Origin of the sequence: Caenimonas sedimenti (genome assembly GCF_007833165.1) — a bacterium.
Lineage (GTDB): Bacteria > Pseudomonadota > Gammaproteobacteria > Burkholderiales > Burkholderiaceae_C > Ramlibacter > Ramlibacter sedimenti.
Genome location: NZ_VOBQ01000020.1, coordinates 30,053 through 55,232, shown reverse-complemented (window position 1 = coordinate 55,232; position 25,180 = coordinate 30,053). Strand labels below are relative to the sequence as shown.

Sequence of the window (25,180 nt, the reverse complement as noted above, 5' to 3'; positions counted from 1 at the left end):
GCCTCTGCGTTGTCAGTTTCCCCGTCCCGGGATATACTCGCGGGCTTTCCCGCAATTTGGGGCGGGAATTGCTTTCGCTTTTTCTTTTGCCGCAACCGCGGATTTCAGTGAACGTTTAGGGACGTTTTTTAATGCCAACCATCAATCAACTGGTGCGTCACGGGCGGGAGGTCGAAAAGACCAAATCCAAGAGCCCCGCGATGCAGAACAGCCCCCAGCGCCGGGGCGTGTGCACGCGCGTGTACACCACGACGCCGAAGAAGCCGAACTCGGCCCTTCGTAAAGTCGCCAAGGTCCGCCTGACGAATGGCTTCGAAGTCATCTCGTACATCGGCGGCGAAGGCCACAACCTCCAGGAACACTCGGTGGTCCTGGTGCGCGGCGGCCGCGTGAAGGATCTGCCCGGTGTGCGTTACCACATCGTGCGCGGCTCCCTTGACCTGCAAGGCGTCAAGGATCGCAAGCAGTCCCGCTCGAAGTACGGCGCCAAGCGTCCGAAGAAGGCCTAAGAGAGTTTTTGTTTGTCGGTGCTCGTTCGGCCCTGGCAGGCTGAATCGAAGCGTAGTGACCCACTGTCGGGTCGAGTAAGCGGGCCGCCAGGATGGCGCCCTGGGTCCTTCGAGGGCCAGCTGAAGCAAATCAAGAGGTGAAAAAATGCCACGTCGTCGCGAAGTCCCCAAACGTGAAATCCTGCCGGATCCCAAGTACGGCAATGTCGAGCTCGCCAAGTTCATGAACGTCATCATGCAAGGCGGCAAGAAGGCGATCGCCGAGCGCATCGTCTACGGTGCCCTCGAGCAGATCGAGAAGAAGAACCCCGGCCGTGACCCGGTCGAGGCCTTCACCTTGGCCATCAACAACGTGAAGCCCATGGTCGAGGTCAAGTCCCGCCGTGTCGGCGGCGCGAACTACCAGGTGCCGGTTGAAGTGCGCCCGGTGCGCCGCCTGGCGCTGTCGATGCGCTGGCTGAAGGAAGCCGCGAAGAAGCGCGGCGAGAAGTCGATGGCCCTGCGCCTCGCCAACGAACTCATGGAAGCCACGGAAGGCCGCGGCGGCGCCATGAAGAAGCGCGACGAAGTGCACCGCATGGCCGAGGCCAACAAGGCCTTCTCGCACTTCCGCTTCTAAGAAACGCCCCCATCTGAAGCATCTGGGAATGGGGCCCGCCACGAGCGGGCCTTTCCCCTTTTCAACGAAAGATCATCATGGCCCGCAAAACGCCTATCGAGCGGTACCGCAACATCGGTATCTCCGCGCACATCGACGCCGGCAAGACGACGACGACCGAGCGCATCCTGTTCTACACGGGTGTGAACCACAAGATCGGCGAAGTGCACGATGGCGCGGCCACGATGGACTGGATGGAGCAGGAGCAGGAGCGTGGCATCACGATCACGTCGGCTGCGACCACCTGCTTCTGGAAGGGCATGGACCTGTCGTTCCCCGAGCACCGCATCAACATCATCGACACCCCCGGCCACGTGGACTTCACCATCGAGGTGGAGCGTTCCATGCGCGTGCTGGACGGCGCCTGCATGGTGTACTGCGCCGTGGGCGGCGTGCAGCCGCAGTCCGAGACGGTCTGGCGCCAGGCCAACAAGTACCGCGTGCCGCGTCTCGCCTTCGTGAACAAGATGGACCGCACCGGCGCCAACTTCTTCAAGGTCTATGACCAGATGAAGGCCCGCCTGAAGGCCAACCCGGTGCCCATCGTCATCCCGATCGGCGCCGAGGAGAACTTCACCGGCGTGGTCGACCTGCGCAAGATGAAGGCCATCATCTGGGACGAAGCGTCCCAGGGCATGAAGTTCAACTTCGAGGAAATTCCCGCCGAGCTGGTCGAACAGGCCAAGGAATGGCGCGAGAAGATGGTCGAGGCCGCGGCCGAAGCCAACGAAGAGCTGATGAACAAATACCTGGAAGAGGGCGATCTGTCGGAAGAAGAGATCACCCACGGCCTGCGTACCCGCACGATCGCCGGCGAGATCCAGCCGATGCTGTGCGGCACCGCCTTCAAGAACAAGGGCGTGCAGCGCATGCTGGACGCCGTGATCGAGCTCATGCCTTCGCCGGTGGACATCCCCCCGGTCAAGGGCATGGACGAAGACGAGCAGCCGGTGTTCCGCAAGGCCGACGACAACGAGAAGTTCTCGGCGCTGGCGTTCAAGCTGATGACCGACCCGTTCGTGGGCCAGCTCACGTTCGTGCGCGTCTATTCCGGCGTGCTGTCCAAGGGCGACAGCGTGTACAACCCGATCCGCGGCAAGAAAGAGCGCATCGGCCGGATCGTGCAGATGCACGCGAACAACCGTCTCGAAGTGGACGAAATCCGCGCCGGCGACATCGCCGCTTGCGTGGGCCTGAAGGACGTCACCACGGGTGAGACCCTGTGCGATCCGTCCTCCATCGTCATGCTCGAGCGCATGGTGTTCCCGGAGCCCGTGATCGCGCAGGCCGTGGAACCCAAGACCAAGGTTGACCAGGAAAAGATGGGCATCGCCCTGAACCGCCTGGCCGCCGAAGATCCGTCGTTCCGCGTGCGCACCGACGAAGAGTCCGGCCAGACCATCATCGCCGGCATGGGCGAGCTGCACCTGGAAATCATCGTCGACCGCATGAAGCGCGAGTTCGGCGTGGAAGCCAACGTGGGCAAGCCCCAGGTGGCCTACCGCGAAACGATCCGCCGTGTCGTCGAAGACGCCGAAGGCAAGTTCGTGCGCCAGTCGGGCGGCAAGGGCCAGTACGGCCACGTCGTGCTGAAGCTGGAACCCAACGAAGCCGGCAAGGGCATCGAATTCGTCGACGCCATCAAGGGTGGCGTGGTGCCGCGTGAATTCATTCCCGCGGTCGAGAAGGGCATCAACGAAGCCGTCACGCAAGGCGTGCTGGCCGGCTACCCGGTGGTCGACGTCAAGGTCACGCTGCACTTCGGTTCGTACCACGACGTGGACTCGAACGAACTGGCGTTCAAGATGGCCGCGATCTTCGGCTTCAAGGAAGGCGCCAAGAAGGCCCAGCCGGTCATCCTCGAGCCGATGATGGCCGTGGAAGTCGAGACGCCCGAGGACTACGCCGGCAACGTGATGGGCGACCTGTCGTCCCGCCGCGGCATGGTGCAGGGCATGGAAGACATGGTCGGCGGCGGCAAGGCCATCAAGGCCGAAGTGCCGCTGGCCGAGATGTTCGGCTACTCGACGACCCTGCGCTCGATGTCGCAAGGCCGCGCCACGTACACGATGGAGTTCAAGCACTACAGCGAAGCTCCGCGCAACGTGGCGGAAGCCATCATCGCCGCGCGAGCGAAGTAACAAGCGATCGGTCTGCGATCGTGGGCCCCTCGTTCGTCGGTGGCGAGGGAGCAAGCACCGCGATGCAGACCTAAAACCCATACACCGGCATTGCTCTTTGGAGATCTGAAAAATGGCAAAAGGTAAATTCGAGCGGACCAAGCCGCACATGAACGTGGGCACCATCGGTCACGTGGACCATGGCAAGACCACGCTGACGGCGGCGATCACCTCGGTGCTGGCGAGCAAGTTCGGCGGCGAAGCCAAGGCGTACGACCAGATCGACGCGGCCCCGGAAGAGAAGGCGCGCGGCATCACGATCAACACCGCCCACGTGGAATACGAGACGGCGAACCGCCACTACGCCCACGTCGACTGCCCCGGCCACGCCGACTACGTGAAGAACATGATCACCGGTGCCGCCCAGATGGACGGCGCCATCCTGGTGTGCTCGGCCGCGGACGGCCCGATGCCCCAGACGCGCGAGCACATCCTGCTGGCGCGCCAGGTGGGCGTGCCCAACATCATCGTCTTCCTGAACAAGTGCGACATGGTCGACGACGCCGAGCTGCTGGAGCTGGTCGAGATGGAAGTGCGCGAACTGCTCACCAAGTACGACTTCCCCGGCGACGACACCCCGATCATCCACGGCAGCGCCAAGCTGGCCCTGGAGGGCGACAAGGGCCCGCTGGGCGAGCAAGCGATCATGAAGCTCGCTGACGCGATGGACACCTTCTTCCCGCAGCCCGCGCGCGCGGTCGACGGTGCCTTCCTGATGCCGGTGGAAGACGTGTTCTCCATCTCCGGGCGTGGCACGGTCGTCACCGGCCGCGTCGAGCGCGGTGTGGTCAAGGTCGGCGAGGAAATCGAGATCGTGGGCATCGTCCCGACGGTCAAGACCACCTGCACCGGCGTGGAAATGTTCCGCAAGCTGCTGGACCAGGGCCAGGCTGGCGACAACGTCGGCATCCTGCTGCGCGGCACCAAGCGCGAAGACGTGCAGCGCGGGCAAGTCCTGTGCAAGCCCGGCTCCGTGAAGCCGCACACGCACTTCACCGCCGAGATCTACGTCCTGTCCAAGGACGAAGGCGGCCGTCATACGCCGTTCTTCAACAACTATCGCCCCCAGTTCTACTTCCGCACGACGGACGTGACCGGTGCGATCGAGCTGCCGAAGGACAAGGAAATGGTCATGCCCGGCGACAACGTGACCATCACGGTCAAGCTGATCGCCCCCATCGCCATGGAAGAAGGCTTGCGCTTCGCCATCCGCGAAGGCGGCAAGACCGTGGGTTCGGGTGTCGTTGCGAAGATCATGGAGTAATCACATGGCCCAGCAAAAAATCCGCATCCGCCTCAAGGCCTTCGATTACAAGCTGATCGACCAGTCCGCCGCCGAGATCGTCGACACCGCCAAGCGCACCGGCGCCATCGTCAAGGGCCCCGTGCCCCTGCCGACGCGCATGAAGCGTTTCGACATCCTGCGTTCGCCGCACGTCAACAAGTCGAGCCGCGACCAGTTCGAGATCCGCACGCACCAGCGCCTGATGGACATCGTCGACCCGACCGACAAGACGGTCGACGCCCTGATGAAGCTGGACCTGCCGGCCGGCGTGGACGTCGAAATCAAGCTGCAGTAAAACCGGCCCTTCGCTGGGGTTGGAGGCGGCCATTTGCGGGAAACCGCGAATGGCCGCTATAATTTGCGGCTTCGCCCGAAACGCGGGCGGAGCATTTTTAACCCTCTTTCGTATCCAAACGCGCAGGCCAATTGCAGCAGGCGCGGCGAAAGCAACGGAGTAACAACATGAGTCTGAGCAGCCTCGGGTTGCTGGGCCGCAAGGTGGGCATGATGCGCCTATTCACCGATGACGGGGACGCTGTTCCTGTGACGGTGGTGGACGTGTCCAACAACCGCGTGACCCAGGTCAAATCCCAAGACAACGACGGCTACGTGGCCCTGCAGGTCACGTACGGTTCGCGCAAGACCTCGCGCGTGACCAAGCCGGTCGCCGGCCACCTCGCCAAGGCGGGTGTCGAAGCCGGTGAAATCATCCGTGAATTCCGTGTCGACGCCGACACCGCCGCCCAGTACAAGGCCGGCGCGCAGATCCCCGTGCAGGCGCTGTTCGCCGCCGGCCAGCGGGTCGACGTGCAGGGCACCTCGATCGGCAAGGGCTTCCTCGGCACGATCAAACGCCACAACTTCAAGTCGCAGCGCGCCTCGCACGGCAACAGCCGTTCGCACAACGTGCCCGGCTCGATCTCGATGGCGCAGGATCCCGGCCGCGTGTTCCCCGGCAAGAAGATGTCGGGCCACAAGGGCGACGTCACCGTCACCACGCAGAACCTTGACGTGATCCGCGTCGACGAAGCGCGCCAGCTGCTGCTGATCAAGGGCGCCGTGCCCGGCTCGAAGAACGGTTTCGTGACCGTCCTCACGGCCGTCAAGGGCCAGCCGAAGCCGGCCGCCGCGCCTGCCGCCGCCGCCGCGAAGAAGGGGAAGTGATGCAACTCGAACTCCTGAACGAGCAAGGCCAGGCCTCCTCCAAGTTCGACGCGCCGGAAACCGTTTTCGGCCGCGAGTACAACGAAGCGCTGGTGCACCAGATCGTGGTGGCCTTCCAGGCGAACGCCCGCCAGGGCACGCGCGCCCAGAAGGACCGTGAGCAGGTCAAGCACTCGACGAAGAAGCCGTTCCGCCAGAAGGGCACCGGCCGCGCTCGCGCCGGCATGACCTCCTCCCCGCTGTGGCGTGGGGGCGGCCGCATCTTCCCGAACATGCCGGACGAGAACTTCACCCAGAAGATCAACAAGAAGATGTACCGCGCCGGCATGGCGTCCATCTTCTCCCAGCTGGCCCGCGACGGCCGCCTGGCGGTCGTCGACTCCCTGACGGTCGACAGCCCCAAGACCAAGCAGCTGGCCGACAAGTTCAAGAAGATGAACCTGCAATCGGTGATGGTGATCGCCGATGAAGTCGACGAAAACCTCTACCTCGCGTCGCGCAACCTGGCGAACGTGCTCATCGTCGAGCCGCGTTACGCCGACCCGGTGAGCCTGGTGCACTACAAGAAAGTGCTCGTCACCAAGGGCGCGATCGACAAGCTCAAGGAGATGTTCGCATGAGCCGCGTCAATCCGACCCCCGCTTCGCGGAAGAACTACGACGAAGGCCGCCTGATGCAAGTGCTGGTCGCGCCGATCGTTTCCGAGAAGGCGACCCACGTGGCCGACAAGTCCAACGCTGTCACCTTCAAGGTGCTGCAGGACGCCACCAAGCCCGAGATCAAGGCCGCCGTCGAACTGATGTTCAAGGTCGAGGTCAAGGGCGTCTCCGTGCTGAACACCAAGGGCAAGCAGAAGAAATTCGGCCGCTCGGTGGGCCGCCGCGACAACGTGCGCAAGGCCTACGTCACCCTGATGCCCGGCCAGGAGCTCAACTTCTCCGGGGAGGCCGCTTAATCATGGCAGTCATCAAGATGAAACCGACTTCACCAGGCCATCGCGGCATGGTGAAGATCTCGCGGGACCACCTGCACAAGGGTGAGCCGTACGCGCCGCTGCTGGAACCCCAGTTCCAGAAGTCCGGCCGCAACAACAACGGCCACATCACCACCCGCCACAAGGGCGGTGGCCACAAGCATCACTACCGCGTCGTGGACTTCGTCCGCAACAAGGACGGGATCCCGGCCAAGGTGGAGCGCATCGAGTACGACCCGAACCGTTCGGCCCACATCGCGCTGGTGTGCTACGCCGACGGCGAGCGCCGCTACATCATCGCCCCGCGCGGCCTGGAAGTCGGCTCCACGGTGCTGAGCGGCTCGGAAGCCCCGATCCGCGCCGGCAGCACGCTGCCGATCCGCAACATCCCGGTGGGCTCGACCATCCACTGCATCGAACTGCAGCCCGGCAAGGGCGCGCAGATCGCGCGGTCGGCGGGCACCTCGGCGACGCTGCTGGCCCGCGAAGGCACCTACGCCCAGGTCCGCATGCGCTCCGGTGAGGTCCGCAAGATCCACATCGAGTGCCGCGCGACCATCGGCGAAGTGGCCAACGAAGAACACAGCCTGCGCCAGATCGGCAAGGCCGGCGTGAAGCGCCACATGGGCATCCGCCCGACCGTCCGCGGTGTGGTGATGAACCCGGTCGACCACCCGCACGGTGGCGGCGAAGGCAAGACCGGCGAAGGCCGCCATCCGGTGGACCCATGGGGCAACCTGACCAAGGGCTACCGCACGCGCAACAACAAACGCACGCAGACGTTCATCGTCTCGCGCCGCAAGAAATAAGGGGTCGCACGAATGACGCGTTCTCTCAAGAAGGGTCCGTTTGTGGATCACCACCTGGTGGCGAAGGTCGAGAAGGCCGTTGCCATCAAGGACAAGAAGCCGATCAAGACCTGGTCGCGCCGCTCCATGGTCCTGCCCGATTTCATCGGCCTGACCATCGCCGTGCACAACGGCAAGCAGCACGTGCCGGTCTACATCACCGACCAGATGGTGGGCCACAAGCTGGGCGAATTCGCCCTGACGCGCACCTTCAAGGGTCACCCCGCCGACAAAAAAGTCGTGAAGAAGTGAGGATGAACCATGTCTGAAACTCGTGCAGTCCTCCGCGGCGTGCGCCTGTCCTGTGACAAGGGCCGCCTCGTCGCCGACCTGATCCGCGGCAAGAAAGTGGACCAGGCGCTCAACGTCCTGAATTTCACCCAGAAGAAGGGTGCCGTCATCATCAAGAAGGTGCTGGAGTCCGCGATCGCGAACGCCGAGCACAACGACGGTGTCGACATCGACGAGCTGCGGGTCAAGACGATCCACGTCGAGCAGGGCGCCACGCTCAAGCGCTTCGACGCGCGCGCCAAGGGCCGCGGCAACCGCATCAGCAAGCCCACGTGCCACGTGTACGTGACGGTCGGCAACTAAGGCAGGAAGAAACAATGGGACAGAAGATCCATCCGACCGGCTTTCGCCTGGCGGTCACCCGCGCCTGGAACAGCCGCTGGTACGCGAACAACAACGACTTCGCCGGCATGCTGGGCGAAGACATCAAGGTCCGCGACTACCTGAAGACCAAGCTGAAGAACGCCGCCGTCTCGCGCGTGCTCATCGAGCGTCCCGCCAAGAACGCCCGCATCACCATCTACTCGGCGCGTCCGGGCGTGGTGATCGGCAAGAAGGGCGAAGACATCGAAGCGCTGAAGAAGGAACTGGCCACCCGCCTGGGCGTGCCGGTCGCGGTCAACATCGAGGAAGTGCGCAAGCCCGAAGTCGATGCCCAGCTGATCGCCGACTCCATCACCCAGCAGCTCGAGAAGCGCATCATGTTCCGCCGCGCCATGAAGCGCGCCATGCAGAACGCGATGCGCCTGGGCGCCCAGGGCATCAAGATCATGTCCGCCGGCCGCCTGAACGGCATCGAGATCGCCCGCACCGAGTGGTACCGCGAAGGCCGCGTGCCGCTGCATACCCTGCGCGCCGACATCGACTACGGCTTCTCCGAAGCCAAGACCACCTACGGCGTCATCGGCGTCAAGGTCTGGGTCTACAAGGGCGACACCCTGGGCCGCACCGACGCGCCTTCGCTGGACTCGACGCCGCGCCCCGAGGGCGAAGAGCGCCGTGGCCCGCGTGGCCCGCGCCGTGATGGCCGCGGCCCGGGCGGCCCCGGTGGCGATCGCGGCCGTGGCGCTCCCCCGTCGCGTGGCCGTGCGCCCGCCGGCGGCGGCGCCCCGGGAGCTACTTACGTTGCGCCGTCCGACGGCAGCGACAAGCCGGCGGAAGCCACCACCCCAGGTGCCGATGCACCGAAATCTACCGTTAAGCGCGTGCCTCGCAAGACCGCGCCGGCTGGGACTGCTCCCACCGACGGTAAAGGAGAGTAACCATGCTGCAACCCGCTCGCCGCAAATACCGCAAAGAGCAAAAAGGCCGCAACACTGGCGTCGCGACCACGGGCAACTCCGTGGCTTTCGGCGACTTCGGCCTGAAGTGCACCGACCGTGGCCGCCTGACGGCCCGCCAGATCGAGGCCGCGCGCCGCGCGATCTCCCGCCACGTGAAGCGTGGCGGCCGCATCTGGATCCGCGTGTTCCCCGACAAGCCGATCTCGCAGAAGCCGGCCGAAGTCCGCATGGGCAACGGCAAGGGCAACCCCGAGTACTACGTGGCCGAGATCCAGCCGGGCAAGGTCGTGTTCGAGATCGTCGGCGTGCCCGAGGAACTCGCGCGCGAAGCGTTCAAGCTGGCTGCCGCCAAGCTGCCGCTGCGCACGACGTTCGTCAGCCGCATGATCGGCCAATAAGGAGGACATGACATGACCAATGCCAAGACTCTCCGCGAGAAAGACGTTGCCGGCCTCGAAGCCGAATTGAAGAGCCTGCAGAAGGCCCATTTCGGCCTGCGCATGCAGAAGGCCACGCAACAGCTGAGCAACACGTCCACGCTGCGCAGCACGCGCCGTGACATCGCGCGCGCCAAGACCATCCTGGCCCAGAAGCGCGCCGCCACCACCGCAGGTGGTTCCGATGCCTCCGCTGCCAAGAATAAGGAATGACCATGACGGAAGCGAAAACCTCCCTCAAGCGCACCTTGGTCGGCAAGGTGGTGAGCGACAAGCGTGCCAAGACCGTGACGGTTCTCGTCGAGCGCCGCGTGAAGCACGCGCTCTACGGCAAGATCGTGATGAAGTCGAGCAAGTACCACGCCCATGACGAAAAGGGCGAGTACCACACCGGCGACGTGATCGAGATCACCGAGAGCAAGCCGATTTCGAAGACCAAGAACTGGGTCGCCACGCGCCTGGTCGAGAAGGCGATCGAAGTCTGACGGATCCCAGGCAAGCTGACCGCCTGCAAAACGCACGGAAACGGCCCACAATGTGGGCCGTTTTTGTTTTTCCCCTCATTCATACTGGAGCACGCAAATGATCAAGGTCGGAGACACCCTCCCTGAGGCCACCCTGCAGGAATACTCGGAAGTCGAAGGCAACGGCTGCAGCATCGGGCCGAACCCGGTGAAGGTGCAGGACGCCGCGGCCGGCAAGACGATCGCGCTGTTCGCACTGCCCGGCGCTTTCACGCCCACGTGTTCGGCCAAGCATGTTCCCGGCTACGTGGAGAAGTTCGACGATCTCAAGCAGGCCGGCGTGGACGAGATCTGGTGCGTCAGCGTGAATGACGCCTTCGTGATGGGTGCCTGGGCGCGCGACCAGAAGACCGGCACCAAGGTCCGCATGCTGGCCGACGGCAGCGGCGACTTCGCCAAGGCCACCGGCCTGACCCTGGACCTCACGGCACGCGGCATGGGCGTGCGCAGCAATCGCTATTCGATGCTCGTGAAGGACGGCAAGGTCGCGACCCTGAATGTCGAAGCGCCCGGCAAGTTCGAGGTGAGCGACGCATCTACTCTGCTCGCCCAGGCGAAATCGTAAAAACCGAAGTCCGGCCCGCGCCTCGGCGCGGGACGTTTCGCCTATAGATTCGCCTTCAGGTAGTGCGCGCCCGCGATGGGGTTGTGGTAGTAGGGCGGGATGTCCTCGAACCCCAGGTCCTCATAAAGCGCGCGCGCCGCTTCCATGTCGTCCAGCGTGTCGAGCAGCACGCAGCCATAACCCGCCTGCCGGCCGGCATCGAGGATCGCCTCGGCCAGCCGGCGCCCGAGCCCGAGGCTGCGAAACGCGGGGCGCACGAACAGGCGCTTCATTTCGGCGGCGTTCGGGTAGTCGGCGGTGTCGAGCGGGCGGAGCGCGCAGCAACCCGCGAGCTTGCCGTCGACGCGTGCCAGCAGCAGGGCACCGCGCGGCGGGGCGTAATCGCCCGGCAGGCCGGCCAACTCCTCGTCGAACTGCTGGAAGCAAAGGTCGACACCCAGGCCATCCGCATACTCGCGGAAGATGGCCCGGACTTCGTCCATGTCCTGCGTCGCCTGGGCCTCGGAAATATCGATGAGCGGTAGAGGGGCCGTGTCCACGTGCGTGGCGGAAGTGGTGGGCCGGCCAGTTTAGCGGGCGGCGGCCCGGAGCGCACTCGCTCGGGCTCAGCCGCCCCCGACGGTGCCCAGGCTGACCAGCCAGGTGACCGCGGCCGCGCCCAGGCCGAACACCACGGCGGCGGCCAGGCGCGACACGGCATCGTCCCGGGAGGACACGGCGGGCGCCGCGACCTCCTTGTCGCCCACGATCATCGGGCGGATCAGGTTGGTGCGCTTCTTCAGCAGGTAGTACATGACGGCGGCCACGTGGATGACGACCAGGCCGATCACCAGCCACTGGCCGATCTGCTTGTGGTACCAGGTGGCGGCCAGGCCCTTGCTGCTGGCGACGAAGCGGTTCAGTGGGCCCTGGAAGGCGATTTCGTCATCGCTGACCAGGCCGGTGCCGACTTGCGCCAGCAGCACCAGCAGCATCGCGAACACCGAGCCCGCGCCCAAGGGGTTGTGGCCAATCAGGTGGTCGGGGTGCGACTTGCCGCGCAGGTAGTTCAGGACACTCGAAGGAGCGTAAATGAAGCTTTTGAACCGGCTCCAGTGGCCGCCGACCAAGCCCCAGACGATGCGAAACAGCAGCAAGGCCAGCACCGTGTAGCCAAGGCGCGCGTGCCAAACCATGGCCGGGCCGCCGACATAGCCGGAAATGACCAGGCTCACGACGCAGAAAACCAGCAGCCAATGAAACAGGCGGGTGGGGAGATCCCAGACCCGGACGCGGAATGCCATGAAAGATCCCCTTGGTTTTTTGTTGGCCCGGTGCGACAGATTAGCGCTCCTCCGCGCCGCAGTGTTAGTAAATTCCCGGTGTGGCAAGTTCCCGGCCGAACTTTTGTCACGATACTCACTCAGCCGCAATGGCACCAGCCAATTCACAGCCCCAATCAGGAGAAGAAGCCAATGAAACTAGCCACCTCCCTGGCCATCGCGGCCGCCGCCTGCGCCCTGGCCGCGCCGGCCTCCGCGCAGAGTTTTCAGAAGCCGGAAGACGCCATCAAGTACCGCAAGAGTGTGATGACTTTGCAGGCGGCTCATTTCGGGCCGCTAGGCGCCATGGCCTCCGGCCGGGCTCCATTTGACGCGCAAGCGGCCGCGCGCCATGCGGACGTGCTCGCCGTGGTTGCCGGCTTGGGGTCAACCGGGTTCATTCCCGGGTCCGACAAGGGTGACACGCGCGCCAAACCCGAGATCTGGAGCGAGCAGGCCAAGTTCAAGGGCTATGGAGACAAGTTGCAGGCGGAAGCGCAGAAGCTGGCCGCCGCGGCGAAGACCGGCAACCTGGACAACCTGAAAGCGGCTTTCGGCCCGGCGGCTGCGACCTGCAAGGCCTGCCACGACGACTTCCGCAGGGATTGAACAGACGACAAAAAGGCCCGCTTCGCGGGCCTTTTGCTTGGGCATCACCGCTCGCGTCGTTCAGGCCTCGGCCAGCAGCTTCTCGATCAGCCGGTGCAGCTCGCCGAAGTCGGGCTCGCCGACATACCGCTTGACGATCTCCCCGCGCTTGTTGACGACGTAGGTGGTCGGCGTGAGCTTCACGTCCCCCCAGGCCTGCGCCACCGCCCCGGTGTTGTCGATGGCGACAGGGAAGGGCAGCTTGCGCGTCTGCGCGTAATTCACCACATAACTGGGCGGGTCGTAGGCCATGGCCACGGCCATGTGTTCGTAGCCCTTGGCCTTGTACTTGTCGTAAGTGGCGACCAGCTTCGGCATTTCAGCGACGCAAGTGGTGCAGCTGGTCGCCCAGAAGTTGACCAGCGTCACCTTGCCCTTGAGGTCGGCCGTCGTACGCTTGCTGCCGTCCAGCAGGACGAAGGTGGAAGCCGGCGCCGCTTGCGCGCTGGCGCCCCACCAGAAAGCCGCGGCCGCGGCCGCGAGGAGAAGCACCGCGCCAGCGGCCCACCGGAAAGTTTTTGCCATCACACCAGGATTCTGGCCCAGCGTGAAAGTTCACGCCGGCCGCCGTCTAGAAGACCTTGGCGAGCTCCATGGCCATGATCGACGACAGCTGCGTGCGCAGCGCGTCGCGGCTGATGCGGCTCATGCGGTCGCCTTCCCAGCTCGCCACTTCGACGACGTTGGGTTTGGAGGCGATCTCGATGCAGGGGAAATTGACGTCGTACCGGAGCAGGTCTTCCCGCAGCATGTCGAACTGCTCGTCCCGGATGCGTTCGTCGATGATGATCATGTGCGGCTTGTCCAGCTCGCAGTAGCGGATCGCCTGGGCGCAGCTGGGCGTCACATCCAGCACCAGCCGCATGTCCTCGCAGACGCTGCGCACGTCCCAGCGCAGCTTGTCGTCACCCGCGATCAGCAGCACGCGGTGTCCCGCGAGCGGACGGGACTCGCTCATCAGCGATGAATCCCCGCCACCGTCGATTTCGACGGCCGTGAGACCCTCCAGCTTCTTCACGGTCCGCGGGAACTCGATCGTGATCAGCACGTGGTCCGCGTACATCTCGCGCTCGACGATCACGCCCATGGCCTGGGCCAGGTGCAGCAGCATGATCCATTCGAGGTATTCCTCCTGCTCGCCCTGCGCTGGCTGGGTGGTGGCCACATGGGGGCGCGACTTCAACGTGAGCAGCCCGTGCTCCGGCCAGTTCTTGATCTTCAGCAAGAGGTTGATGACCTGGCCGTAACGCGCCGCGCAGTCGACCGCGACCTCGAGCAGGGTCACCAGCAGCGAGGGATCGAGGATGACCTCGACGGGCTGCAGGTGGTGTTCGATCTGCAGTCCGCCTTCGTAGTACCGCCAGTCGTTGTCGGCCAGCGCGCGGCGCATGAGTTCATCGAGGCTGACGCGTTCGTGGGACTGGCGCAGCCGGCCACCCGCGAGCCGGGACAGTTGCTGGCTGTACATGCCGATCCGCTGGATGCCCGCGGTGGCCGTGCGCAACGTGCCCATCTGGCTGCGCGTGATCGAGCGGGTCCGGCGGAAAGCGTTCAGCACGCTGTCCATCGCGGAGGTGTGTCGCGCGAGTTCAGCGCCGATCACGCCCGGCACGAGCATGGGATCGATCTTGGTCGCTTTGGCTTCCACGCCCGCGGCAACTGCCTGAACCATTCGTACTCCTGTTAGTCCCTAAGTATCACACTTGGATTTGCTACAAGATGTGAATTGAAGTATCTGCTCGTCACAGAAAATAGCAAGGCCGGTTACAAAGCAAGCAGGGTTTGCACCAACTCGTTGGCGGAACTGACCATCGGGTCGTGGCCGGTCCGCAACTCGACTATGGAACTTGGCGCGCCGCCGGCCCAGGCCCCGCCCCAGAACGATGGATCTCGAACACGTTGCCGGCTGATGTCGATGGTCGCGAGGGGTGGCTCGATGCAATCGACAAAGGTCCGTGCGACGCTGGCGACTCGCGCCGGTTCAAAGGCCAGCACAGCCTGGTAAGTGTGGCCGGGATGGGGTGTTTGGCGCCGCTGCACCCACGCATGGTCGCTGCCTTCCAATCCGTAGACCTTCGGATCGGGCGGCGGAATGCTGTAGTCCGGAGAAGCTTCCGCGGCCGCGATCCGCGCTTCACGCGTGACGCTCGGATGGCAGGCGCTCCAGCTCTCGCCGGGGTTCGGCACGACGGCATCGACATAGACCAGGTGACGCAACCGGCCCGGCATCCGGTCGGCCACGGCCGTTCCCAGCATCCCGGCGTACGAGTGGACAGCCAGGATGACGTCCTCGAGTTCCTCCGCGTCAAGGGCATTCACCACATCGGCGATATGCGTCTCGAGCGTGATGAGGGGCGAGCGCAGGTGGGCACGCTCCCCGACGCCCGTGAGTGTCACCGCGTGCACGCGATGCCCCTGGGCGGCCAGCGGCGCCGCCACCCGGCGCCAGCACCAGGCGCCATGCCAGGCGCCATGCACCAGAAGAAAATTCGCCATCAGACCACTCCTTGCGCGCGCAGCGCCTTCAGCCGGTCCGCGCCGCAGCCCAGCACCTCTTGCAAGACTTCGTCGGTGTGCTCGCCGAGCAGCGGCGGCACGCGGTCGGCCCGCACCGGCGTGCCGCTCAGCTTGAGCGGGCTGGCCACCAGCCGGAGGGGCCCCGCCAGCGGGTGATCCCAGTCCTGCACCATGCCGCGCTCGCGCACATGCGGGTCCGCGAAGACTTCGGCCAGGTTGTTGATGGCGCCGCACGGCACCTTGGCTGCTTCCAACGCGGCCAGCCAGTCCCGCTTGGTCCGGGTTTTCATGATCCCCTCGAGCAACGGCACCAGGACGGCCCGGTGGCGGACGCGGTCCTGGTTCTTGGCGAAGCGGGCGTCGCTGGCCAGTTCGGGTTGCCCGGCGACCTGGCAGAACTTCACGAACTGGCTGTCGTTGCCGACCGCGATGATCAGGTGGTCCTTGGCACCATCCGGGCCCGGCGCAACCTCGAACACCTGGTAGGGCACGATGTTCTGGTGGGCGTTGCCGGCGCGGCCGGGCACCTGGCCGTTCACCAGGTAGTTGGCGCCCAGGTTGGCCAGCATCGCCACCTGCGTGTCCAGCAGGGCCATGTCGACGTGCTGGCCCTCGCCGGTGCGCTCGGCATGGCGCAATGCCGCCAGGATGCCCACGGTCGCGTACATGCCGGTGAACAGGTCGGCCACCGCGACCCCCACCTTCTGCGGGCCACCGCCGAGGTCGTCGCGTTCGCCGGTGATGCTCATCAGCCCGCCCATGCCCTGCACGGCGTAATCGTAGCCGGCGCGTTCGCGGTAAGGGCCGGTCTGGCCGAAGCCGGTGACGCTGCAATAGACCATCCGCGGATTGACGGCCCGGATGGTGGCGTAGTCGAGGCCATAGCGGGCCATGTCGCCCACCTTGTAGTTTTCCACGAACACGTCGCAGTGCGCCGCCAGTTCGCGCACCAGCGCCTGGCCCTCCGGCTTCGCGATGTCGCACGTGATGGAGCGCTTGTTGCGGTTGGTGCCCAGGTAATACGCGGCCTCCGCCGTGTCCCGGCCGTCGCGGTCGCGCAGGAACGGCGGGCCCCAGGTGCGCGTGTCGTCGCCGGTGCCGGGCCGTTCGACCTTGATCACGTCCGCGCCGAGGTCCGCCAGCGTTTGCGTGCACCACGGGCCGGCCAGCACCCGCGACAGGTCCAGGACGCGAATTCCATCGAGAGCATTCATGGCGCGGTATTTTGAGGCCACGGATGCGGCCGAGCCGGAACCGTATCATTCCGCGATGCCCGTGTTAGCGCGCCGCCAGGCGGTGGTGGTCTTTCTTGCCTTCGCCTTCGCGTACTTTTTCTCCGCGCTGCTGCGCGCCGTCACCGCCACGCTGTCGCCGACGCTGTCCGCGGAGTTCCAGCTCCAGGCGCGGGACCTCGGCCTGCTGGCCGGGGGCTACTTCCTCGGCTTTGCCGCCACCCAGTTGCCGCTGGGGACGTGGCTGGACCGGCACGGCCCCAAGAAAGTCATCCTCGGATTCCTGTTCGTCGCCGTCCTGGGCTGCGCGGCATTCGCCCAGGCGTCCAGCTTTTCCGGCCTGCTCGCGGCGCGCGTCCTCTGTGGTGTCGGGGTGAGCGCATGCCTCATGGCGCCGCTCACCGGCTACCGGCGCTGGTTCACCCCGGCCGTGCAACTGCGTGCCAACTCCTGGATGCTGATGACCGGCTCGTTCGGCATGCTCGCCTCCACGCTGCCCGTTCAATGGCTCGTTCCCGTGGTCGGCTGGCGGCCCCTGTTCTGGGGCCTTGCCGGACTGGTCGCCGTCTCGATGGCCCTCATCGTCTGGCGGGTGCCGGCCTGGCAGGCGCCACAGGCGCCGGCCGAGGTGGACGCCGGAGCGCGCGCCAGCTATGCCGACGTCTGGCGCCATCCGTACTTCCGCAAGATGACTCCGGTCGGGTTCTTCAGCTACGGCGGGATGATCGCGGTGCAGACGCTCTGGGCCGGCCCCTGGATGGTGCGGGTGGCCGGCTACGAACCATTGCAGGCCGCCGGTGGCCTTTTCACCATCAACATCTGCATGCTGGCCGCGTTCTGGAGCTGGGGCATGGCCAACCCGTGGCTGCAGAAGCGCGGGATCAGCATCGACCTGTTGATCGCCTGGGGCCTGCCGCTCAGCTTCGTGATGCTGGGCGTGCTGATCGCGGCGGGGCCTGCCGCCGGAGCATGGACGCTGGCCCTGTTCTGCGTCAGCAGCACCTTCGTGTCGCTGGCCCAGCCCGCCGTCGGCATGGTGTTCCCCGCCAGCCTGGCGGGACGCGCGTTGTCCGCATACAACCTCGTGATCTTTCTCGGAGTGTTTGTCGTGCAGTGGGGCATTGGCCTGCTGATCGACGCGTTCCGCTCGGGCGGGCTCACGGAAGCCGCCGCTTTCCGCGCATCGCTGGGTGTCTTCCTGGCCTGCAGCGTCGCGTCGTATGCGTGGTTCCTGGGAGCTGGCGGCCATAATCGGCAGCAAGCCACATGAACGCCATCCTGCTGATCGCCCACGCGCCCCTGGCCAACGCCCTGCGGCAATGCGCGCTCCACGTGTTTCCCGACTGCGGCTCCACCGTGATGGCCATCGACGTGCAGCCGAACCTCCAGCCGGAGGAGACGTTGGGCGCCGCGCGGATCGCGCTGGACCAGCTGTCGCGGCTCCCGGGGGTGAAGGGCGTGCTGGTGCTCGCCGACATCTTCGGCGCCACGCCCAGCAACGTGGCGCAGCGACTGGTGGATGGCACACGTTCACGCCTCATCACGGGGGTCAACCTCCCGATGCTTCTGCGCAGCGTGAGTTACCGCCACGAGACGCTCGACTCGCTGGTATCGCGCGCCGTCATCGGCGGCACGCAGGGCGTGATGCAGGTCGCGATCACGGCACCGCAGCAGCAGCCACAACGCAACCATGATCAAGACGAACACGACCATCAGCAATAAGCTGGGCCTGCACGCGCGGGCTTCCGCCAAGCTGACCAAGCTGGCCGGCAGCTATCCCTGCGAGGTCTGGCTGAGCCGCGGCGAACGCCGTGTCAACGCCAAGAGCATCATGGGCGTGATGATGCTGGCCGCCGGCGTGGGCACCGAGATCACCGTCGAAACCGCGGGCGAACGCGAGCAGGAAGCGATGGACGCGCTGCTGGCCTTGATCGCCGACAAGTTCGGCGAAGGCGAATAGGTCCGGCACCATGACTTTCTCGCTCCACGGCATCGCAGTCGCCCGCGGCATTGCCATCGGGCGCGCCGTGGTGATGGCGTCGGGCCGCGGCGACGTCGCCCACTACTTCATCCAGCCTGCGCAGATCGACGCCGAGATCGACCGCGTGCGCGTGGGCCGCAACGCCGTCGTCGACGAGATCCACCGGCTGCAGCAGACCATCGCGGGCATGGGCCCGAAGGAAGCGCCGCACGAGCTGACGGCGCTGCTGGACGTGCACCTGATGCTGCTGCAGGACGAAGAGCTGATCATCGGCGTCAAGCACTGGATCACCGACCGCCTCTACAACGCCGAATGGGCGCTGACCACGCAGCTGGAAGTGCTGTCGCGCCAGTTCGACGACATGGAGGACGACTACCTGCGGGAACGCAAGGCGGACCTCGAGCAGGTGGCCGAACGCATCCTGCGCTACATGAAGGGCGTGCAGTCGCCCGTGGTGCAGCCCCCAACGCCCCGCCGCAAGACCCAGCAGGACCTGCTGCTGGACGACAGCATCGACGTGCCGCTCGTGCTGATCGCGCACGACCTGTCGCCGGCCGACATGATGCAGTTCAAGCAGAGCGTGTTCGCCGGCTTCGTCACCGACGTCGGCGGCAAGACTTCGCACACGGCCATCGTCGCGCGCAGCATGGACATCCCGGCGGTGGTGGGCGCGCGCAGCGCGAGCCAGCTGGTGCGGCAGGACGACTGGGTCATCATCGACGGCGACGGCGGCGTGATGATCGTCGACCCCTCGCCCATCATCCTGGCCGAGTACGGCTTCAAGCAACGCCAGGCCGAACTCGAGCGCGGGCGGCTGAACCGGCTGCGCCATACGCCTGCCGTCACGCTGGATGGGCAGAAGGTGGAACTGCTGGCCAACATCGAGCTGCCCGACGACGCGGCTGCCGCGCTCAAGGCCGGCGCGGTCGGCGTCGGCCTGTTCCGCAGCGAATTCCTTTTCATGGGCCGCAAGGGCCAGCTGCCCGATGAGGAAGAGCAGTACCAGGCCTACCGCCGCGCCGTCGAGGGCATGGAGGGCATGCCCGTCACCATCCGCACCGTCGACGTGGGTGCCGACAAGCCGCTGGACGAATCACGGCGTGACGAGGCGCACCTGAACCCCGCGCTGGGCCTGCGCGCCATCCGCTGGAGCCTCGCCGAGCCCGACATGTTCCGCACGCAGTTGCGCGCGATCCTGCGCGCGGCCGCGCACGGGCGGGTGAACTTGCTGGTGCCGATGCTCGCGCACGCCGGCGAGATCCGCCAGACGCTGTCGCTGATCGACTTCGCGCGGGCTGAACTCGACAATCGCGGCGCCGTCTACGGCGCCGTGTCCATCGGCGCGATGATCGAGGTGCCCGCGGCCGCCTTGTCGCTGCGCACCTTCCTGAAGTACTTCGACTTCCTGTCGATCGGCACCAATGACCTGATCCAGTACACGCTGGCGATCGACCGGGCCGATGAATCGGTTGCGCACCTGTACGACCCTTGCCATCCGGCGGTGCTGCGCCTGGTGACCGAGACGATCGCGGAGTGCAACGCGCAAGGCAAGGGCGTGAGCGTGTGCGGCGAGATGGCGGGCGACGTGGCATTCACGCGCCTGTTGCTCGGGCTCGGCTTGCGCAGTTTCTCGATGCATCCGGCGCAGATCCTGGCGGTCAAGCAGGAGGTCTTGCGGGCGGACGCAGGGCGCCTGCAGCCCTGGGCCCAGGAAGTGATCCAGTCCGAAGACCCCGCGCAAGCGCTGGCGCTGTGAAGGACGGGGCGATGAAGCTGGTCGCGGAAAAAACAACGCGTATCATCAATATGGTCGATGCGTCATTTCTCGGCGAGGGTGTTGATCTGCCGCAACGGCGACGCCCCGGTTTCCGTGAAGCAGATAGCTTTTCGCGCAGCGAGTGTGTAACAACAGAGGCGAAATAGGCGTTCGCACGCCCTGTTCTGGTTCCCTGGGATTGCCTCTCAGGTGTGTGTTGCATTAGGATGCAACTGTAAATGGTCTGAGCCCTGGGCGGCCGAAGGCAGTGGTAACGCCATCGCGTGCACCAGGTTCGCGCCCCTTCGGCTCTGTTGCCCGCTGATTGAGGGGATGTTGAATGACGAAAACTTCTGGTTCCTGGTTGCGATGCCTTGCTGCGGCCGTGTGCCTCGGCGGCGCCGCGCTGGGTGCGTTCGCGCAGGCACAAGCGCCCATGGCGACTGCCGCCAAGCCGGCCGCCTCGGTGACCCCCATGCCGGCGGCTTCCGCGGTGGCCGCCAAGCCGGCCGCCGCGGCGTCGGGCACTGCGGCTGCGGCCCCGACCGGCCACGGCACGGCACTGGTCAAGGTGCCTGATGGCCGCCTGCTGGCCCCCGACATCGCCCGCATCGTCACGCGCGGCGAACTCGTCGTCGCCATGCTCGGCGTCGACACGCCGCCCTTCTTCTACGAGAAGAACGGCGAACTGGTCGGCCTCGAAGTCGACCTCGCGAAGGCCATGGCCAAGGAGCTCGGCGTGAAGGTGCGCTTCAACCGCAGCGCCAAGACATTCAATTCCACCGTGGACCTGGTCGCCAGGGGCGAGGCCGACATGGCCGTCAGCAAGATCTCCCGCACGCTGGCCCGCTCGCAGATCATCAGCTTCACCCAGCCGTACCTCACGCTGAACCACGCGCTCATCCTGAACCGCGTGGCCTTTGCCCAGTTCGCGCGCGAGCGCCCCGTCACGGACGTGATCCGCCGCTACAACGGGACCATCGGCGTGATCGCCAAGTCGTCCTTCCAGGACTACGCGGGCCGCTACTTTCCCAAGGCCAAGGTCAAGGAATATCCCGGCTGGCCCGACGTGCTGAAAGCCCTGGAAAAGGGCGAAGTGATGGCCGCGTATCGCGACGAATTCGAGATCAAGCGCATCCTGAAGACGGACCCGACCTCCTCGCTCACGCTGCGCACGGTCACGCTGAAGGACCTGGAAGACACGCTGGGCATCGCCATCGGCATCAACGACCGCACGCTGCTCGCCTTCGCCAACGAATACCTGACGCAGCGCACGGACAAACTGAACATCAACAAGGTCCTCGCGGCCCTTGAGAACTGAATCCAGAGGTAAGTCATGGAAGCCAAGAAGTCGAAAACCTGGGACGCGAAGAAGCTGTACTCACTCGCATTGAACCCCTGGGTGATCCTCGGCAGCCTGTGCCTGGGGTTCCTGGTGGGCTCGATCTTCCCGCAGCAGTCCATCCAGCTCGGGTTCCTGGGCGACATCTACGTCGACCTGCTGAAGATGATCACGCTGCCCTTCATGGTGTCGGCCATCATCTTCAGCCTGCAGCGCCTGTTCCGCGAAGGCGGCACCGGCAAGCTGCTGGGCCGCCTGGCCGTGGTGTTCCTCGCGGCTTCGGTCATCGTGGCCATCATCGGCGCGCTGACCGTCATCGTGCTGCGCCCCGGCACCGACCTGCCGCCCGAAACCATGCAGAAGTTCGGCCAGATCGTCGGCAATGACCTGAGCTCCAGCGACACCGCCATGAGCCTGCAGGGCGCCGACGAGGTCAAGAAGCAGATGGGCTTCTCCGAAATGCTCGTCAGCATGGTGCCCGCGAACATCTTCAACGCGCTGGCCGTGGGCGACACGCTGAAGGCCCTGGTCTTCGCGATGCTGTTCGGGCTCGCCGTGGGGCACGTGCCCACCAAGATCTCGGACGGCCTGACCGTTTCATTGGAGACGATCTACCAGGCCTGCCAGACGCTGGTGCGCTGGCTGGCGTACCCGATGCCGATCATCCTGTTCTGCATGAGTGCGGCGCAGCTCGGCAAGACAGGGATGGAGCCATTGCAGGCGATGCTCCATTTCGTGGTGACTTTCTTCGTCGCTTCGTTGATCATTCTCGCGCTCTCCGTGTTCGTCATCTGGCGCCGCTCGAACCGGCCGATGTCCGAGGTGCTGAACGCGTTGCGTGAGCCTTTCGCGCTGGCGCTGGCCACGCGCAGCAGCGCGACCTGCATGCCGGTGATGATCGAAAGCCTGGCGGACAAGCTGGGCTTCGCCCGCGCCCGCGTCGAGCTGCTGGTGCCGCTCTCCGTGTCGCTGCTGCGAGTCGGCCCCGTCGTGTTCTATGTCTGCGCCACGCTGTTCATCGCGCAGCTGTACGGCCGCAGCCTCTCGGTCGCCGACATCATGCTCGTCATGGCCACCTCGGTCCTGGCTGGCTTCGCGTCGGCCGGCATGACGGGCCTGGTCACCGTTTCGCTGGTCGGCATGACCTGCGCCTACCTGGGCCTGCCATTCGAAGCTGCGTTCATCCTGTTCCTGGCGGTCGACCCGATCTGCGACATGCTGCGCACGCTGGTCCTGGTGATCGGCAACATGGCTTCCGTCACGGTGATCGTGCCGCCGCCGGCCGACCTGTCGTACCTGCTGACCCCGACGACGCCGGCCGCGCCGGTGGGAGGCTCTGCCGGTTCGGTCGCCATACCGGTGGCTGCCGGCGCCGCCGTTGCGGGCGCTGCAGCGGCCGCGGCCAGCAAGCCCGCCGAAGGCGCTCTGCTGCCCGACTTCGACATCCCCACCGGCAAGGATGCCTTCGGCACGGCGCGCTGAGCGGATTCAACCAGCACCTTCGGGGCCAGCCACCGCAGGGGGGCCGGCCCCGATTTCATCGGGGTGGGCGAACGTGCTGCCAGAGATGCAGCTACCTGCCGCGCCGGCGCTGTTCCCACTGCCAGGCGTGCGCGATGATGGTCTCGAGCGCGGCGTATCGCGGCGTCCATCCGAGCTCGAGCTTCGCCTTGGCCGCGTCTGCCACCAGCACCGGCGGGTCGCCTTCGCGAGCCGGGTCGTCCCGCACCGGGATCGGATGCCCGGTGATCTGGCGCGCCGCCTCGATCACCTGGTTCACGGAGTGGCCAAGGCCATTGCCGAGGTTGTAGCTGGCACTGTCGCCTCCCGCGTCCAGGCGCTGCAGCGCCAGCAGGTGAGCCTCACACAAGTCCTGCACATGCACGTAGTCACGGATGCACGAGCCATCCGGCGTGTCATGCTGCGAACCGAAGCGCGAGATGAACCCGCGCTGGCCGGAGGCCACCTGCAGCACCAGCGGAATGAGGTGGGTTTCCGGCTCGTGCCGCTCGCCCAGCGTGCCGTCCGGGTGTGCTCCGGCGGCATTGAAATAGCGGAAGGTGACGTAGCGCAGCGCATAGGCGCGCGCATAGTCCTCCAGGGCGTTCTCCACCGCCAGCTTGCTTTTGCCATAGGGGTTGATCGGCAACCGCCGGTGCGACTCGCCCATCGGCACTTCGAGGGGGTCGCCGTAAACCGCCGCCGTGGACGAGAAGATGAACTGCTTCACGCCGCATTCCACCATCGCGTCCAGCAGCGCCAGCGTCTGCACCGTGTTGTTGCGCCAGTACTTCGCGGGCGCCACGATCGATTCGCCGACCAGGCTGGCCGCCGCAAAATGCATCACGCACCGGGGCTGGAATTCACGCAGCAGGGCGGTGATGAAAGCGGCATCGCCGATGTCGCCGGTGCGAAAGATGGCATCGCCCGCCGCTTCGGCATGGCCGGTGGCCAGGTTGTCCACCACCACGGTCCGCAAGCCGTTCTCCTGCAGCATGCGCACCATGTGCGAGCCGATGTAGCCGGCGCCGCCGGCCACGACCACGGTTGTCTGATTGGAGGCCATCTGAATGGCGCGGCTGGCGGGGATCGAACCCACGACCCTTGGCTTCGGAGGCCAATACTCTATCCACTGAGCTACAGCCGCATGCTGTTGCGAGCCCGCATTATCGCCCATGACGGGGCACGGCCTGCGCGCCCAGGGGGTGGGGACGGGAGGCCGGCACCTGCTGGCTATAATCGAAGGTTGATTTTGTTGAGGACGCCATGAGCGACAGCACGCAGGAAGAAGCCCACACCGGCCCGATCAAGACGCCCAAGCAGCTTCTGCTGGCGGTGTTCTTCTCTTTCTTCGTGCCCGTCTTCGCCATCATCGCGCTGGTGGCGTACGTGGTGGCCGACAACAAGCCCGCGGGCAGCGCCCAGGCGGAGAAGTACGCGCTGGGCGGCCTGACCGCCCAGGACATGGACCGTGGCGTCGCCAGCCGCATCCGCAAGGTGGGCACGGTCGAGATCCGCGACGCCAACCGTCCGCTCAAGAGTGGTGAAGAGGTCTACAAGGCGCAATGCACGACGTGCCACACGGCCGGCGTCGCGAACGCGCCCAAGCTCGGTGATGCCGCGGCCTGGGCGAACCGCCTCAAGACCGGCTTCGAAGCCCTCGTGGGTTCCGCGCTGAAGGGCAAGGGGGCCATGCCGCCGCAGGCGGGCGGCGACTTCGAGGACACCGAGATCGCGCGTGCCGTGGCTTACATGGCCAATACCGCGGGCGGCAAGTTTGCCGAGCCGCAGCGCGCTGCCGTCACGGCGGCCGCCCCGCAAGCTGCGGTGCCGGTGACAGCTCCCGTTGCTGCGACCGCCGCTGCTCCCGCTGCCGCAGCCCCTGCTGCCGCAGCCGCGCCGGCCACCGCTGTGGCTGCCGGCGGCGGCGAAGCGCTCTACAAGCAGGCCTGCGCCGCCTGCCACATCGCGGGCGTGGCCAATGCGCCCAAGCTGGGCGACAAGGCAGCCTGGGCCCCCCGCCTCCAGCAGGGCATGCCGCAGCTGGTGCAGTCGGTCCTGAAGGGCAAGGGCGCCATGCCGCCCAAGGGCGGCACGAATGCCTCGGAAGCCGAGATCAAGGCGGCGGTGGATTACATGGTGAGCGCAGTCAAATAAGGGACCGCGCGGGCGCAACAGGAAGCCGG

General features: G+C 65.8%; 32 protein-coding genes and 1 tRNA gene. 25 read left to right on the top strand and 8 right to left on the bottom strand.

The window, feature by feature from the left end:
- Positions 1 to 131 precede the first annotated feature (131 nt).
- The 16 genes from rpsL to FN976_RS23350 all read left to right on the top strand — a co-directional run bounded on the left by rpsL (position 132) and on the right by FN976_RS23350 (position 10,717).
- Positions 132 to 509: a 30S ribosomal protein S12 gene (rpsL, locus tag FN976_RS23425; RefSeq protein ID WP_145895503.1), complete on the top strand. Its 378-nt coding sequence runs from the start codon at positions 132 to 134 to the stop codon at positions 507 to 509.
- A 145-nt stretch (positions 510 to 654) separates the two neighbouring features.
- A complete protein-coding gene (rpsG, locus tag FN976_RS23420) occupies positions 655 to 1,128 on the top strand; it encodes a 30S ribosomal protein S7 (protein ID WP_145895502.1) in 474 nt (157 codons plus the stop codon).
- A gap of 77 nt (positions 1,129 to 1,205) precedes the next feature.
- Complete coding sequence (gene fusA, locus FN976_RS23415) at positions 1,206 to 3,308, top strand: elongation factor G (protein ID WP_145895501.1); 2,103 nt, start codon at positions 1,206 to 1,208, stop codon at positions 3,306 to 3,308.
- A gap of 112 nt (positions 3,309 to 3,420) precedes the next feature.
- Positions 3,421 to 4,611, top strand: a complete 1,191-nt coding sequence (tuf, locus tag FN976_RS23410; RefSeq protein ID WP_145895500.1) for an elongation factor Tu — start codon at positions 3,421 to 3,423, stop codon at positions 4,609 to 4,611.
- Positions 4,612 to 4,615: 4 nt separating this feature from the next.
- Entirely contained in the window at positions 4,616 to 4,927 is a 312-nt protein-coding gene (gene rpsJ, locus FN976_RS23405) for a 30S ribosomal protein S10 (protein ID WP_145895499.1), read from the top strand.
- 167 nt (positions 4,928 to 5,094) lie between these two features.
- Complete coding sequence (rplC, locus tag FN976_RS23400) at positions 5,095 to 5,796, top strand: 50S ribosomal protein L3 (protein WP_145895498.1); 702 nt, start codon at positions 5,095 to 5,097, stop codon at positions 5,794 to 5,796.
- A complete protein-coding gene (gene rplD / locus FN976_RS23395; RefSeq protein WP_145895497.1) occupies positions 5,796 to 6,416 on the top strand; it encodes a 50S ribosomal protein L4 in 621 nt (206 codons plus the stop codon). Before rplC ends, rplD begins: the two co-directional genes overlap by 1 nt.
- Entirely contained in the window at positions 6,413 to 6,751 is a 339-nt protein-coding gene (gene rplW, locus FN976_RS23390) for a 50S ribosomal protein L23 (RefSeq protein WP_145895496.1), read from the top strand. The genes rplD and rplW overlap by 4 nt, the downstream gene beginning before the upstream one ends.
- 2 nt (positions 6,752 to 6,753) lie before the next feature.
- Positions 6,754 to 7,578 (top strand): 50S ribosomal protein L2, encoded by an 825-nt coding sequence (gene rplB / locus FN976_RS23385; RefSeq protein WP_145895495.1) that lies wholly within the window; start codon positions 6,754 to 6,756, stop codon positions 7,576 to 7,578.
- A 12-nt stretch (positions 7,579 to 7,590) separates the two neighbouring features.
- Positions 7,591 to 7,869 carry a 30S ribosomal protein S19 gene (gene rpsS, locus FN976_RS23380; protein ID WP_145895494.1) on the top strand — a complete coding sequence of 93 codons (279 nt, stop codon included), beginning with the start codon at positions 7,591 to 7,593 and terminating at the stop codon, positions 7,867 to 7,869.
- A 9-nt stretch (positions 7,870 to 7,878) separates the two neighbouring features.
- The gene (gene rplV, locus FN976_RS23375; RefSeq protein ID WP_145895493.1) at positions 7,879 to 8,211 is read left to right on the top strand and encodes a 50S ribosomal protein L22; all 333 of its coding nucleotides are present in this window, start codon (positions 7,879 to 7,881) and stop codon (positions 8,209 to 8,211) included.
- A gap of 14 nt (positions 8,212 to 8,225) precedes the next feature.
- A complete protein-coding gene (gene rpsC, locus FN976_RS23370) occupies positions 8,226 to 9,170 on the top strand; it encodes a 30S ribosomal protein S3 (protein ID WP_145895492.1) in 945 nt (314 codons plus the stop codon).
- 2 nt (positions 9,171 to 9,172) lie between these two features.
- Positions 9,173 to 9,589, top strand: coding sequence for a 50S ribosomal protein L16 (rplP, locus tag FN976_RS23365; protein WP_145895491.1), 417 nt, complete (start codon positions 9,173 to 9,175; stop codon positions 9,587 to 9,589).
- Positions 9,590 to 9,601: 12 nt separating this feature from the next.
- Positions 9,602 to 9,841 carry a 50S ribosomal protein L29 gene (gene rpmC / locus FN976_RS23360; RefSeq protein WP_145895490.1) on the top strand — a complete coding sequence of 80 codons (240 nt, stop codon included), beginning with the start codon at positions 9,602 to 9,604 and terminating at the stop codon, positions 9,839 to 9,841.
- Between the two features lie 2 nt (positions 9,842 to 9,843).
- Positions 9,844 to 10,113, top strand: a complete 270-nt coding sequence (gene rpsQ, locus FN976_RS23355; protein WP_145895489.1) for a 30S ribosomal protein S17 — start codon at positions 9,844 to 9,846, stop codon at positions 10,111 to 10,113.
- A 97-nt stretch (positions 10,114 to 10,210) separates the two neighbouring features.
- Positions 10,211 to 10,717, top strand: a complete 507-nt coding sequence (locus tag FN976_RS23350; RefSeq protein ID WP_145895488.1) for a peroxiredoxin — start codon at positions 10,211 to 10,213, stop codon at positions 10,715 to 10,717.
- Positions 10,718 to 10,758: 41 nt separating this feature from the next.
- On the opposite strand, the gene FN976_RS23345 is transcribed toward FN976_RS23350, so the two are convergent.
- Both FN976_RS23345 and FN976_RS23340 read right to left on the bottom strand, forming a co-directional pair.
- On the bottom strand, positions 10,759 to 11,199 hold the full coding sequence (locus FN976_RS23345) for a GNAT family N-acetyltransferase (RefSeq protein ID WP_145895487.1): 441 nt from the start codon (positions 11,197 to 11,199) through the stop codon (positions 10,759 to 10,761).
- Positions 11,200 to 11,322: 123 nt separating this feature from the next.
- Positions 11,323 to 12,000, bottom strand: a complete 678-nt coding sequence (locus tag FN976_RS23340) for a cytochrome b/b6 domain-containing protein (protein WP_145895486.1) — start codon at positions 11,998 to 12,000, stop codon at positions 11,323 to 11,325.
- 171 nt (positions 12,001 to 12,171) lie between these two features.
- Here FN976_RS23340 and FN976_RS23335 point away from each other — a divergent pair, with 171 nt between their 5' ends.
- The gene (locus tag FN976_RS23335; protein ID WP_145895485.1) at positions 12,172 to 12,627 is read left to right on the top strand and encodes a c-type cytochrome; all 456 of its coding nucleotides are present in this window, start codon (positions 12,172 to 12,174) and stop codon (positions 12,625 to 12,627) included.
- Between the two features lie 60 nt (positions 12,628 to 12,687).
- Here FN976_RS23335 and FN976_RS23330 read toward each other — a convergent pair whose 3' ends face one another.
- From FN976_RS23330 to FN976_RS23315, 4 genes are all read right to left on the bottom strand, one after another.
- On the bottom strand, positions 12,688 to 13,191 hold the full coding sequence (locus FN976_RS23330; protein ID WP_145895484.1) for a TlpA family protein disulfide reductase: 504 nt from the start codon (positions 13,189 to 13,191) through the stop codon (positions 12,688 to 12,690).
- 46 nt (positions 13,192 to 13,237) lie between these two features.
- Positions 13,238 to 14,338: a hypothetical protein gene (locus FN976_RS23325; protein ID WP_145895483.1), complete on the bottom strand. Its 1,101-nt coding sequence runs from the start codon at positions 14,336 to 14,338 to the stop codon at positions 13,238 to 13,240.
- A gap of 92 nt (positions 14,339 to 14,430) precedes the next feature.
- Positions 14,431 to 15,162, bottom strand: coding sequence for an alpha/beta fold hydrolase (locus FN976_RS23320; protein ID WP_145895482.1), 732 nt, complete (start codon positions 15,160 to 15,162; stop codon positions 14,431 to 14,433).
- Positions 15,162 to 16,397: a CaiB/BaiF CoA transferase family protein gene (locus FN976_RS23315; RefSeq protein ID WP_145895481.1), complete on the bottom strand. Its 1,236-nt coding sequence runs from the start codon at positions 16,395 to 16,397 to the stop codon at positions 15,162 to 15,164. The genes FN976_RS23320 and FN976_RS23315 overlap by 1 nt, the downstream gene beginning before the upstream one ends.
- A gap of 55 nt (positions 16,398 to 16,452) precedes the next feature.
- Between FN976_RS23315 and FN976_RS23310 the strand changes: the two genes are divergently transcribed.
- The 7 genes from FN976_RS23310 to FN976_RS23285 all read left to right on the top strand — a co-directional run bounded on the left by FN976_RS23310 (position 16,453) and on the right by FN976_RS23285 (position 22,976).
- Positions 16,453 to 17,685, top strand: coding sequence for an MFS transporter (locus tag FN976_RS23310; RefSeq protein WP_145895480.1), 1,233 nt, complete (start codon positions 16,453 to 16,455; stop codon positions 17,683 to 17,685).
- A complete protein-coding gene (locus FN976_RS23305; RefSeq protein WP_145895479.1) occupies positions 17,682 to 18,137 on the top strand; it encodes a PTS sugar transporter subunit IIA in 456 nt (151 codons plus the stop codon). The genes FN976_RS23310 and FN976_RS23305 overlap by 4 nt, the downstream gene beginning before the upstream one ends.
- Positions 18,106 to 18,375: an HPr family phosphocarrier protein gene (locus FN976_RS23300; RefSeq protein WP_145895478.1), complete on the top strand. Its 270-nt coding sequence runs from the start codon at positions 18,106 to 18,108 to the stop codon at positions 18,373 to 18,375. Before FN976_RS23305 ends, FN976_RS23300 begins: the two co-directional genes overlap by 32 nt.
- Positions 18,376 to 18,385: 10 nt before the next feature.
- Positions 18,386 to 20,152, top strand: a complete 1,767-nt coding sequence (ptsP, locus tag FN976_RS23295) for a phosphoenolpyruvate--protein phosphotransferase (protein ID WP_145895477.1) — start codon at positions 18,386 to 18,388, stop codon at positions 20,150 to 20,152.
- 11 nt (positions 20,153 to 20,163) lie between these two features.
- Entirely contained in the window at positions 20,164 to 20,319 is a 156-nt protein-coding gene (locus FN976_RS29015; protein ID WP_186511127.1) for a hypothetical protein, read from the top strand.
- Between the two features lie 173 nt (positions 20,320 to 20,492).
- Positions 20,493 to 21,473 carry an ABC transporter substrate-binding protein gene (locus FN976_RS23290; RefSeq protein WP_145895476.1) on the top strand — a complete coding sequence of 327 codons (981 nt, stop codon included), beginning with the start codon at positions 20,493 to 20,495 and terminating at the stop codon, positions 21,471 to 21,473.
- A 15-nt stretch (positions 21,474 to 21,488) separates the two neighbouring features.
- Positions 21,489 to 22,976 carry a dicarboxylate/amino acid:cation symporter gene (locus tag FN976_RS23285; RefSeq protein WP_186511125.1) on the top strand — a complete coding sequence of 496 codons (1,488 nt, stop codon included), beginning with the start codon at positions 21,489 to 21,491 and terminating at the stop codon, positions 22,974 to 22,976.
- Between the two features lie 91 nt (positions 22,977 to 23,067).
- Here the strand turns inward: FN976_RS23285 and galE are convergent, their stop codons facing one another.
- Both galE and FN976_RS23275 read right to left on the bottom strand, forming a co-directional pair.
- A complete protein-coding gene (gene galE, locus FN976_RS23280; RefSeq protein ID WP_145895475.1) occupies positions 23,068 to 24,093 on the bottom strand; it encodes a UDP-glucose 4-epimerase GalE in 1,026 nt (341 codons plus the stop codon).
- Positions 24,066 to 24,141, bottom strand: a tRNA-Arg gene (locus FN976_RS23275). Before FN976_RS23275 ends, galE begins: the two co-directional genes overlap by 28 nt.
- Before the next feature lie 119 nt (positions 24,142 to 24,260).
- Here FN976_RS23275 and FN976_RS23270 point away from each other — a divergent pair.
- A complete protein-coding gene (locus FN976_RS23270) occupies positions 24,261 to 25,151 on the top strand; it encodes a c-type cytochrome (protein WP_145895474.1) in 891 nt (296 codons plus the stop codon).
- Positions 25,152 to 25,180: the final 29 nt, after the last annotated feature.